The organism is Enterobacter sp. R-1.6.2, from assembly GCF_035064085.1.
In the GTDB taxonomy this organism is placed as follows: domain Bacteria; phylum Pseudomonadota; class Gammaproteobacteria; order Enterobacterales; family Enterobacteriaceae; genus Enterobacter; species Enterobacter asburiae_B.
Window position 1 is genome coordinate 122,636 of the sequence record NZ_JASEYI010000010.1, and the last position, 11,304, is coordinate 133,939.

8 protein-coding genes are annotated in these 11,304 nt (G+C 58.2%); 6 read left to right on the forward strand and 2 right to left on the reverse strand.

Features of this window, described 5'->3' with window-relative positions:
* Nucleotides 1–158 precede the first annotated feature (158 nt).
* The 5 genes from pepA to QMN93_RS12915 all read left to right on the forward strand — a co-directional run bounded on the left by pepA (nt 159) and on the right by QMN93_RS12915 (nt 6,785).
* On the forward strand, nt 159–1,670 hold the full coding sequence (gene pepA / locus QMN93_RS12895) for a leucyl aminopeptidase (RefSeq protein WP_023309366.1): 1,512 nt from the start codon (nt 159–161) through the stop codon (nt 1,668–1,670).
* 86 nt (nt 1,671–1,756) lie between these two features.
* Nucleotides 1,757–2,200, forward strand: coding sequence for a DNA polymerase III subunit chi (gene holC, locus QMN93_RS12900; RefSeq protein WP_008502815.1), 444 nt, complete (start codon nt 1,757–1,759; stop codon nt 2,198–2,200).
* A complete protein-coding gene (locus QMN93_RS12905; RefSeq protein ID WP_023309367.1) occupies nt 2,200–5,055 on the forward strand; it encodes a valine--tRNA ligase in 2,856 nt (951 codons plus the stop codon). The genes holC and QMN93_RS12905 overlap by 1 nt, the downstream gene beginning before the upstream one ends.
* 123 nt (nt 5,056–5,178) lie before the next feature.
* Nucleotides 5,179–5,682, forward strand: a complete 504-nt coding sequence (locus QMN93_RS12910) for a GNAT family N-acetyltransferase (RefSeq protein ID WP_182382755.1) — start codon at nt 5,179–5,181, stop codon at nt 5,680–5,682.
* 83 nt (nt 5,683–5,765) lie between these two features.
* Entirely contained in the window at nt 5,766–6,785 is a 1,020-nt protein-coding gene (locus QMN93_RS12915) for an NAD(P)-dependent alcohol dehydrogenase (RefSeq protein ID WP_033146757.1), read from the forward strand.
* Nucleotides 6,786–6,877: 92 nt separating this feature from the next.
* On the opposite strand, the gene QMN93_RS12920 is transcribed toward QMN93_RS12915, so the two are convergent.
* Nucleotides 6,878–8,524: a dihydroxyacetone kinase subunit DhaK gene (locus QMN93_RS12920; protein ID WP_182382756.1), complete on the reverse strand. Its 1,647-nt coding sequence runs from the start codon at nt 8,522–8,524 to the stop codon at nt 6,878–6,880.
* A gap of 138 nt (nt 8,525–8,662) precedes the next feature.
* Here QMN93_RS12920 and QMN93_RS12925 point away from each other — a divergent pair, with 138 nt between their 5' ends.
* Nucleotides 8,663–10,162 (forward strand): DUF853 domain-containing protein, encoded by a 1,500-nt coding sequence (locus QMN93_RS12925; RefSeq protein WP_323619690.1) that lies wholly within the window; start codon nt 8,663–8,665, stop codon nt 10,160–10,162.
* Here the strand turns inward: QMN93_RS12925 and QMN93_RS12930 are convergent.
* The gene (locus QMN93_RS12930; protein WP_101744690.1) at nt 10,142–11,083 is read right to left on the reverse strand and encodes a TIGR01212 family radical SAM protein; all 942 of its coding nucleotides are present in this window, start codon (nt 11,081–11,083) and stop codon (nt 10,142–10,144) included. The genes QMN93_RS12925 and QMN93_RS12930 overlap by 21 nt on opposite strands.
* Nucleotides 11,084–11,304: the final 221 nt, after the last annotated feature.

The window sequence follows — 11,304 nt, forward strand, 5'->3', positions numbered from 1 at the left end:
ATCCGGCGGATTCACGCTTCAGGACTTTTTCTGACGTGTCGAAACCGTAGTAACGTAAGATTAACACGAAGTCACCACAACAGCGGACATGAGTTACGAAAGGTTTCAATTCTATCCGTAGCTGCCGCCGTTGTCTTTAAGATTCAGGAGCGTAGTGCATGGAGTTCAGTGTAAAAAGCGGTAGCCCGGAGAAACAGCGGAGTGCCTGCATCGTTGTGGGCGTCTTTGAACCACGCCGACTCTCCCCGATCGCCGAGCAACTCGATAAAATCAGTGACGGCTATATTAGCGCCCTGCTGCGCCGTGGCGAACTGGAAGGCAAACCTGGGCAGACGCTGTTACTGCACCATGTTCCGAACGTACTGTCAGAACGTATTCTGCTGATTGGCTGCGGCAAAGAACGCGAGCTGGATGAACGTCAGTATAAGCAGGTGATTCAGAAAACAATCAATACGCTGAATGATACCGGCTCAATGGAAGCCGTCTGCTTCCTGACGGAGCTGCACGTTAAAGGGCGTAACACCTACTGGAAAGTGCGTCAGGCGGTTGAAACGGCAAAAGAGAGCCTGTACAGCTTCGATCAGCTGAAGACCAATAAAAGCGAGCCGCGTCGTCCGCTGCGTAAAATGGTCTTTAACGTGCCAACCCGTCGCGAGTTGACCAGCGGCGAACGCGCGATCCAGCACGGTCTGGCGATCGCAGCCGGCATTAAAGCGGCCAAAGATCTCGGCAACATGCCGCCTAATATCTGTAACGCGGCGTACCTGGCCTCTCAGGCACGTCAGCTGGCCGACGCCTACAGCAAAAACGTCATTACCCGCGTCATCGGCGAACAGCAGATGAAAGAGCTGGGGATGCACTCTTACCTGGCGGTCGGTAACGGCTCGCAGAACGAATCCCTGATGTCCGTCATCGAGTACAAAGGCAATCCGTCCGAAGACGCGCGCCCGATTGTGCTCGTCGGTAAAGGCCTGACCTTCGATTCCGGCGGTATCTCCATCAAGCCTGCCGAAGGCATGGATGAGATGAAATACGACATGTGCGGTGCGGCGGCGGTTTACGGCGTGATGCGCATGGTCGCGGAACTGCAGTTGCCTATCAACGTGATCGGCGTACTGGCGGGCTGCGAAAACATGCCTGGCGGGCGCGCCTATCGTCCGGGTGACGTTCTGACCACCATGTCCGGCCAGACCGTTGAAGTGCTGAACACCGACGCCGAAGGGCGTCTGGTGCTGTGTGACGTGCTGACCTACGTTGAGCGCTTCGAGCCGGAAGCGGTGATTGACGTCGCCACCCTCACCGGAGCCTGTGTGATTGCGCTGGGTCACCACATCACCGGCCTGATGTCGAACCACAACCCGCTGGCGCACGAGCTTATTGGTGCCTCAGAGCAGGCCGGGGACCGCGCATGGCGCCTGCCGCTGGGTGACGAGTATCAGGATCAGCTTGAGTCTAACTTTGCGGATATGGCGAACATTGGCGGACGTCCTGGCGGGGCGATCACCGCGGGCTGCTTCCTGGCACGCTTCACCCGCAAGTACAACTGGGCACACCTGGATATCGCGGGCACCGCATGGCGCTCCGGTAAAGCCAAAGGCGCAACCGGCCGTCCAGTGGCGCTGCTGTCGCAGTTCCTGCTGAACCGCGCAGGTTTTAACGGCGACGAGTAAGTCAAAACGGCAGTAAACCGTAGGCCGGGTAAGGCGAAGCTGCCGCCCGGCTTAAGCATTTAAAGTGAGCACAAGAAGCCCCATATATGAAGAATGCAACGTTCTACCTTCTGGACAACGACACCCATCAGGATGGCCTCAGCGCCGTCGAACAGCTGGTGTGTGAAATTGCCGCAGAACGTTGGCGTGCAGGTAAACGCGTTCTGATTGCCTGTGAAGATGAACAGCAGGCCATTCGCCTTGATGAGGCGCTGTGGGCGCGCCCGCCGGAGAGTTTTGTCCCGCACAACCTGTCGGGCGAAGGCCCGCGCGGTGGAGCACCGGTTGAAATTGCCTGGCCGCAAAAGCGCAACAGCAGCGCGCGCGATATTCTGATTAGCCTGCGGATAGATTTTGCAGATTTTGCCACCGCTTTCACAGAAGTGGTAGACTTTGTCCCTTACGAAGAATCTTTGAAACAACTGGCGCGCGAACGCTATAAAGCGTACCGCCTGGCTGGTTTTAACCTGAATACGGCAACCTGGAAATAATGGAAAAGACATATAACCCACGCGATATCGAACAGCCGCTTTACGAGCACTGGGAACAGCAGGGCTATTTCAAGCCTAACGGCGACGAAAGCAAAGAGTCCTTCTGCATCATGATCCCGCCGCCGAACGTCACCGGCAGTTTGCATATGGGTCATGCTTTCCAGCAGACCATCATGGACACCATGATCCGCTACCAGCGCATGCAGGGTAAAAACACCCTGTGGCAGGCGGGGACTGACCACGCGGGTATCGCGACCCAGATGGTGGTTGAGCGTAAAATTGCCGCTGAAGAAGGTAAAACCCGTCACGACTACGGTCGCGACGCGTTCATCGACAAAATCTGGCAGTGGAAGGCGGAATCCGGCGGCACCATTACCCGTCAGATGCGCCGTCTCGGCAACTCCGTGGACTGGGAGCGCGAGCGCTTCACCATGGACGAAGGCCTGTCCAACGCCGTTAAAGAAGTCTTCGTCCGCCTGTACAAAGAAGACCTGATTTACCGCGGCAAACGCCTGGTAAACTGGGATCCAAAACTGCGCACCGCCATCTCTGACCTGGAAGTGGAAAACCGCGAGTCTAAAGGCTCCATGTGGCACATCCGCTATCCACTGGCCGATGGCGCAAAAACCGCCGACGGTAAAGATTACCTGGTGGTCGCAACGACCCGTCCGGAAACCCTGCTGGGCGATACCGGCGTGGCCGTTAACCCGGAAGATCCGCGTTATAAAGATCTGATCGGCAAATTCGTGGTGCTGCCGCTGGTAAACCGCCGTATTCCGATTGTGGGCGACGAACACGCCGACATGGAAAAAGGCACCGGCTGCGTAAAAATCACCCCGGCGCACGACTTCAACGACTATGAAGTCGGCCGTCGTCACGCCCTGCCGATGATCAACATTCTGACCTTCGACGGCGATATCCGCGAAAGCGCAGAAGTGTACGACACCAAAGGCAACGAATCCGACGTTTACTCCAGCGACATCCCGGCTGAGTTCCAGAAGCTGGAGCGTTTTGCCGCGCGTAAAGCCATCGTGGCTGCCGTTGACGCGCTGGGCCTGCTGGAAGAGATCAAACCTCACGATCTGACCGTGCCGTACGGCGACCGTGGCGGCGTGGTTATCGAGCCAATGCTGACCGACCAGTGGTACGTGCGTGCCGACGTGCTGGCGAAACCGGCTGTCGAAGCGGTTGAAAACGGCAGCATTCAGTTCGTGCCGAAGCAGTACGAAAACATGTACTTCTCCTGGATGCGCGACATTCAGGACTGGTGTATCTCTCGTCAGCTGTGGTGGGGTCACCGTATTCCGGCGTGGTACGACAACGAAGGCAACGTTTACGTTGGCCGTAGCGAAGACGAAGTGCGTCAGGAAAACAACCTGAGCGCGGACGTTGCGCTGCGTCAGGACGAAGACGTGCTGGACACCTGGTTCTCCTCCGCGCTGTGGACCTTCTCCACCCTCGGCTGGCCAGAAAACACCGACGCGCTGCGTCAGTTCCACCCAACCAGCGTGATGGTGTCCGGCTTCGACATTATCTTCTTCTGGATTGCCCGCATGATCATGATGACCATGCACTTCATCAAAGACGAAGACGGCAAGCCGCAGGTTCCGTTCCATACCGTCTACATGACCGGCCTGATCCGCGACGACGAAGGCCAGAAGATGTCCAAGTCCAAAGGGAACGTGATTGACCCGCTGGATATGGTTGACGGTATCTCTCTGGAAGATCTGCTGGAAAAACGTACCGGCAACATGATGCAGCCGCAGCTGGCTGAGAAAATCCGCAAGCGCACCGAGAAGCAGTTCCCGAACGGGATCGAGTCTCACGGTACCGACGCCCTGCGCTTCACCCTGGCGGCACTGGCCTCAACCGGTCGTGACATCAACTGGGACATGAAGCGTCTGGAAGGTTACCGTAACTTCTGTAACAAGCTGTGGAACGCCAGCCGCTTCGTGCTGATGAATACCGAAGATCAGGATTGCGGCTTCAACGGCGGCGAGATGACGCTGTCTCTGGCAGACCGCTGGATCCTGGCGGAATTCAACCAGACGGTGAAAGCGTTCCGCGAGGCGCTGGACAGCTACCGCTTCGATATCGCGGCGGGCATTCTGTATGAATTCACCTGGAACCAGTTCTGCGACTGGTATCTGGAGCTGGCGAAGCCGGTGATGAACGGCGGCACTGAGGCGGAGCTGCGCGGCACGCGCAACACGCTGATTACCGTTCTGGAAGGTCTGCTGCGCCTGGCGCATCCGGTCATTCCATTCATCACCGAAACCATCTGGCAGCGCGTGAAGGTGATTGCAGGCATCAACGCCGATACCATCATGCTGCAGCCGTTCCCGGAATTCGATGCGGCCAAGGTTGATGAAGCGGCGTCCGCGGATACCGAGTGGCTGAAACAGGCGATCGTTGCGGTACGTAACATCCGTGCTGAAATGAACATCGCCCCAGGCAAACCGCTGGAGCTGCTGCTGCGTGGCTGCAGCGAGGCTGCCGTTCGTCGCGTCACCGAGAATAACACCTTCCTGAAAACCATGGCGCGTCTGGAAAGCATCACCGTGCTGCCTGCGGATGACAAAGGTCCGGTTTCCGTGACCAAAATCATCGACGGCGCCGAGCTGCTGATCCCGATGGCGGGCCTGATCGACAAAGACGCCGAGCTGGCTCGTCTGGCGAAAGAAGTGGCAAAAGTCGACGTGGAAATTGGCAAAATCGAAAGCAAGCTGGCGAACGAAGGCTTTGTCGCCCGCGCGCCGGAAGCGGTCATCGCGAAAGAGCGCGAGCGTCTGGTTGCCTTCGCCGATGCGAAGACCAAGCTGATCGAGCAGCAGGCGGTTATCGCAGCCCTGTAATGCTTTTACCCCTTACGCTTCAGGGCGTAAGGGGTATCCTTCCTGAAAACTCCTCGCTTGCACTCCCCTTTCTGCGGTGCTATTAACAGCAGTTATGTGTCAATTTTTGTAATGAGTAATGCTATGAGCGTGATTACCCCCGTCGCGACGACGATGCGCCGGATCGCTGAGCAGGATAACCCGGCAATCGCCGCCGTTATCCGCACCGTTTCTGCCGAATATGGCCTGACGGCTGACAAAGGCTACACGGTTGCCGACCCGAACCTGGACGAGCTTTACCAGCTCTACAGCCAGCCAGGGCATGCCTACTGGGTAATCGAGCAGAACGGCCTGGTGGTGGGCGGCGGCGGCGTGGCGCCCCTCAGCTGCAGCGAGCCGGATATCTGTGAACTACAGAAAATGTATTTCCTGCCAACGGCGCGCGGGCAAGGACTGGCAAAAAAGCTGGCGCTGATTGCGCTGGACCACGCGCGCAAGCAGGGTTTTACCCGCTGCTACCTGGAAACCACCGCTTTCCTCAAAGAGGCCATCGGCCTGTATGAACATCTGGGCTTTGAGCATATCGATGCGCCGCTGGGCTGTACCGGCCACGTTGATTGCGAAGTCAGAATGCTGAAAAGTCTGTAACTTTCGTTCCTGCCCTGTTCTGTTAAGCGGCTGTAAACTGAATGCTCTACACTCTCAGTTCACACCACAACGGGGGAAACACGATGTCGAAGATAAAAAGCTACGCCGCACCGCAGGCGGGTGCAGAACTTGAGCTGTACGAGTACGATGCGGGCGAACTAAAAGCAGAAGACGTCGAAGTACAGGTTGATTACTGCGGGATCTGCCACTCGGATCTCTCGATGATCGACAACGAATGGGGCTTCTCGAGCTATCCACTGGTTGCCGGGCACGAAGTCATTGGCCGCGTCGTGGCGCTCGGTAGTGCCGCACAGGACAAAGGGCTGAAGGTAGGCCAACGCGTGGGCATTGGCTGGACGGCACGCAGCTGTGGTCACTGTGACGCCTGTATCAGCGGGAATCAGATCAACTGCCTCGAAGGCGCCGTTCCCACTATTCTGAACAAGGGCGGTTTTGCCGACAAACTGCGCGCCGACTGGCAATGGGTGATCCCGCTGCCGGACAGCATTGATATCGAATCCGCCGGGCCGCTGCTGTGCGGCGGTATCACCGTCTTCAAACCCCTGCTGATGCACCATATCACCGCCACCAGCCGCGTGGGCGTCATTGGTATTGGCGGCCTGGGGCATATCGCCATCAAGCTGCTGCATGCGATGGGCTGTGAAGTCACGGCGTTCAGCTCGAACCCGGCGAAAGAGAAAGAAGTGCTGGCGATGGGTGCGGATAAAGTGGTGAACAGCCGCGATCCTGACGCGCTGAACGCGCTGGCTGGGCAGTTTGACCTGATCATCAACACCGTTAACGTCGATCTCAACTGGCAGCCGTACTTTGAGGCGCTGGCCTACGGCGGTAACTTCCACACCGTAGGTGCCGTGATGAAGCCGCTGCCGGTTCCGGCGTTTACCCTGATCGGCGGGGATCGCAGCGTGTCAGGCTCCGCGACCGGTACGCCGTTTGAGTTGCGCAAGCTGATGAAGTTTGCCGGACGCACCAAAGTGGCGCCGACCACCGAACTGTATCCGATGTCGAAAATCAACGAAGCGATCCAGCACGTGCGTGACGGCAAAGCCCGCTACCGCGTGGTGTTGAAAGCGGATTTTTGATGTGACATATGCGGGGAATGTGCGGCCTGATGCCCTCACCCCAACCCTCTCCCACAGGGAGAGGGCGCACACACTAAAAGCGGTAACGGCCGTTACCGTTTTGCATCTTCCATGGCCTTAAACACCTCCGCCACCGCGACCGCACCGGGATCCATTACCCCATCCAGATTCTCTTTATTCACATACGATGAGCGCCCCGCACCGGCTTTCGCCATTTTCGCCGTTGCTTCGGCACCGTGCTGTGCTGCCTTCGCCGCCGCCTCGATATCGCCTTTCAGCAACGCCTCCAGCGCCGGCTGCAGCGCGTCGATCAGGGTACGATCGCCGAGATCTGCCCCACCGTACTGCTTCATCTGCGCCAGCCCGCTGAGCAATGCCTCGGGCAGCGGCTGACCATCGTGAAGCTTTTGCCCGGCCGCGGTGAAGAAGATCGACATCAGCACCCCGCTCGATCCGCCCATCACCGTCGCCAGCCGCTCGCCCACCAGCAACAGCAGCGTCGATACGTTATCAAGCGGGAGCTTGCGATCCTCCAGACGCTGCGCAATATCCCGCGCCCCTTGCGCAAAAGTGGAGCCGGTATCGCCGTCGCCCACTTTGGCATCCAGCGCGTTCAGTCGGTTTTCCAGCTGGAGCAGCGTTTTCGTCACCGAGGAGACATACTCGCCCACCCGCAGATTGTCCGACGGAGTGTATTCCACGCGATCGTGAATGGCGGTATGCGCCACGGTGCGCAGTGGCGCAAACGCCACGGGCTTCTGCCAGCCCAGCGTTTCGACCTCGGCGTGAATCGCCTTTTCAAAGAAGTCATTGAGCTTCAGCAGCGTGAGCGAAAAGCCCTTCATGTCCAGCGCGCTCACCAGCGGCGCGGGGCCTATCAGGTACGCGATCTCCTCTTTCAGCGCCGAATGCGCCAGCTCTTTGGTCAGCAGCGCCATCTCCAGCGCCGATACGCCGCCGAGATTGTTAATCAATACCGCAAACCGCCCTTCTCCCGCCTGCGCGCGTAACGGCGTCACCAGCGTGTCGATAATGGCTTTACTGTTCTGCGTATCCACGACGGAAGCACCGGGCTCGCCGTGAATGCCCAGCCCCAGCTCGACATGGCCCTGCTTAATGCGCCCCTCTTCCTCGTCGCTGCCCGGCAGGTTGCACGTTTGCATCGCAACGCCCAGGCTCCAGAGGTTATCGCAGGCCTGTTGCGCAATATCCCGCACCTCGCTTAGCGATTTACCGTGCTCCGCCGCATAGCCCGCAATCTTGTGCACCAGTGCCGTACCGGCAATACCGCGCGGCTGTTTGTTATCCGGCAGCGCGATATCGTCCGCCACGATCGCCATCTCCACCTTCAGGCCGTAGCGTTTGGCCTTTTCTGCCGCCAGACCAAAGTTCAGGCGATCGCCGGTGTAGTTTTTGACGATCAGCAGACAGCCGCGATCGCCCGTGACCGCCACAATGGCGTTCAGCACCGCATCCACGCTCGGCGAGGCAAACAGATCGCCACACACTGCCGCCGTCAGCATCCCTTTGCCAACAAACCCGGCGTGCGCGGGTTCGTGGCCTGAGCCGCCGCCGGAGATCACCGCCACGCGGCTTTTGTCCCAGTCGCCGCGTGCGACGATCCTGATGGCCGGATCGATATCAAGTTTGACGAGGTTTGCGTGTGGCGCAGAAAGCAGTATGCCTTCAATGGCATCGTTGACCAGCTGTTTGCGATCGTTAAAGAAGAATCTGGACATCGTTTCCCACTATTTTTGTGAACCGTATGCAAAAGCATAGTCCGCGCTGGATAATGCGCCGCAAAGTCAGGAATTTACTCAACCAAATTGCGGCCAGATTGCCTATACTCCCCCCAGGACAAAGAGAGGAAGCGCATCATGAGTACACCATTGTTAATTGCCAGGACGCTGGAAAAAGAGCTGTATTTACTGCCCTCGATGGCGAACCGCCACGGTCTCATCACCGGAGCGACCGGGACGGGGAAAACCGTCACCCTGCAAAAGCTGGCGGAGTCGCTTTCGGAGATTGGCGTACCGGTCTTTATGGCTGACGTGAAAGGCGATTTAACCGGTGTGGCTCAGGAAGGTACGGCCTCTGAGAAACTGCTCGAACGGCTGAAGAATATTGGCATCACGGACTGGACGCCGCATAACAATCCGGTGGTAGTGTGGGATATCTTTGGTGAGAAAGGCCACCCGGTGCGCGCTACCGTCTCCGATCTCGGCCCGCTGCTGCTGGCCCGTCTGCTTAACCTCAACGACGTGCAGTCCGGCGTGCTGAATATTATCTTCCGCATTGCCGACGATCAGGGGCTGCTGCTTGATTTCAAAGATCTGCGCGCCATTACCCAGTACATCGGCGATAACGCCAAATCCTTCCAGAACCAGTACGGCAATATCAGCAGCGCCTCGGTGGGTGCCATTCAGCGCGGGTTACTGACGCTGGAGCAACAGGGCGCCGAGCACTTCTTCGGCGAGCCGATGCTGGATATCAAAGACTGGATGCGCACCGACAGCAGCGGCAAAGGCATCATCAACATTCTGAGCTCCGAGAAGCTCTACCAGATGCCAAAGCTCTACGCCGCCAGCCTGCTGTGGATGCTCTCCGAACTGTACGAACAGTTACCCGAAGCGGGCGATCTGGAAAAACCGAAGCTGGTCTTCTTCTTCGACGAAGCGCACCTTCTGTTTAACGACGCGCCGCAGGTCTTGCTGGATAAGATTGAACAGGTCATTCGCCTGATCCGCTCCAAAGGCGTTGGCGTCTGGTTTGTCTCGCAAAACCCGTCGGACATTCCGGATAACGTTCTCGGCCAGCTCGGTAACCGCGTGCAGCACGCCCTGCGCGCCTTTACGCCGAAGGATCAGAAAGCGGTGAAAGCCGCCGCGCAGACCATGCGCGCCAACCCTGCCTTTGATACCGAAGCGGCGATTCAGGCGTTAGGCACCGGTGAAGCGCTGATCTCGTTCCTGGATGCGAAGGGCAGCCCGTCCGTGGTGGAACGCGCCATGGTGATCGCGCCCTGCTCGCGCATGGGGCCCGTTACCGACGATGAACGTAACGGCCTGATTAACCACTCTCCGGTTTACGGAAAGTACGAAGACGAGGTTGATCGCGAGTCCGCGTTCGAGATGCTGCAAAAAGGGGTGCAGGCGACAACGGAGTCGCAGGATGCGCCTGCCGCTAAAGGACAGTCCGTCGCCGTGGATGACGGTATTCTCGGGGGGCTCAAAGACATCCTGTTCGGCAGCACCGGGCCGCGCGGCGGCAAGCGCGACGGCGTGGTACAGACCATGGCGAAAAGCGCGGCGCGGCAGGTCACCAATCAGATAGTGCGCGGCATGCTGGGAAGTCTGTTAGGCGGCCGTCGCCGGTAGACGGGGAACCCACGGACGACCAAGCGCTGAGCCCTGTACGCCGTTCTCCTGCAGATAGCGGTCGATTTCCACCATCCCCGTCCAGCGGTTCTCACACCATAGCGGTGCCAGAAGCGTTGGACGGCGGGCGCTGGCGGAGATGCGGTGGTAAACAATTTCCGGCGGGGTGTGGCGAATCATCTCCCCCGCCGTCACCGTATAGTCCTCAAGCTCAATACCGCTTAACCGTCCGGCTTCCCAGGCTTTCGCCATAATGCTTCCCGTAACGATATGCAGCGGGTGCAGCTTAATGCCGTCCACGCCGGTCTCAACCACCTTTTCCAGCGTCTCCAGGCCGTGCTGCTGCCCTTCACCCGGCAAGCCGACAATCAGATGCGAGCAGACCTTCAGCCCACGCTCGCGGGCCAGGCGCGTGGTGCGCTGGTAGCAGGCGAAATCATGGCCACGGTTAATACGGTGCAGGGTTTTGTCGTGCGCGGTCTGCAAGCCCAGCTCCAGCCAGATCTCGTAGCCTTGTTCTTTGTACTCGCTGAGCAGGTCCAGCACCGCGTCCGGTACGCAGTCCGGGCGCGTGCCCACGCACAGCCCAACGATGTTAGCCTGGCTGACGGCCTGCTGATACATAGAGCGCAGCACCTGCACCTCCGCCCACGTGCTGGTGTAGGCCTGAAAATAGGCCAGATACTGCTTCGCGCGGTTCACCAGGCTCGCCTGATGGGCAAGCTGTTCAGCGATAGATTTATGCTGCTGGGCTTCGTCAGCAAAGGACGCAACGTTACAGAAGGTGCAGCCGCCGCGCCCGATGGTGCCATCGCGATTCGGGCAGCTAAACCCGCCGTGCAGCGTCAGCTTATGAACCTTTTGCCCGTACCGCTGCAAAAGATCCCCACCAAACATATTGACTAATTTCTGTAACTGCATAATCTGATAGACCGTCCCGGAGAAAGGGGACAAGCCTGCCACTTTTAGCCTCTGTCGGCGATGACCTGGATCAATCGTCCCGGACGGCCTTTATCTATATGAATAAATACTCAGGATTACTGCAATTTCATTCACGCCATTCGTGATTACTTTTCCTTATGTTCTGATTGTTTTTTTCATTTATAGCGCCACCACTGAAAAACAGTGGGTTTATGCGGGTT

Coding starts and splice junctions, on each gene's coding strand:
- pepA (WP_023309366.1), top strand. CDS start 159: ATGGAGTTCAGTGTAAAAAGCGGTAGCCCGGAGAAACAGCGGAGTGCC.
- holC (WP_008502815.1), top strand. CDS start 1,757: ATGAAGAATGCAACGTTCTACCTTCTGGACAACGACACCCATCAGGAT.
- QMN93_RS12905 (WP_023309367.1), top strand. CDS start 2,200: ATGGAAAAGACATATAACCCACGCGATATCGAACAGCCGCTTTACGAG.
- QMN93_RS12910 (WP_182382755.1), top strand. CDS start 5,179: ATGAGCGTGATTACCCCCGTCGCGACGACGATGCGCCGGATCGCTGAG.
- QMN93_RS12915 (WP_033146757.1), top strand. CDS start 5,766: ATGTCGAAGATAAAAAGCTACGCCGCACCGCAGGCGGGTGCAGAACTT.
- QMN93_RS12920 (WP_182382756.1), bottom strand. CDS start 8,524: ATGTCCAGATTCTTCTTTAACGATCGCAAACAGCTGGTCAACGATGCC.
- QMN93_RS12925 (WP_323619690.1), top strand. CDS start 8,663: ATGAGTACACCATTGTTAATTGCCAGGACGCTGGAAAAAGAGCTGTAT.
- QMN93_RS12930 (WP_101744690.1), bottom strand. CDS start 11,083: ATGCAGTTACAGAAATTAGTCAATATGTTTGGTGGGGATCTTTTGCAG.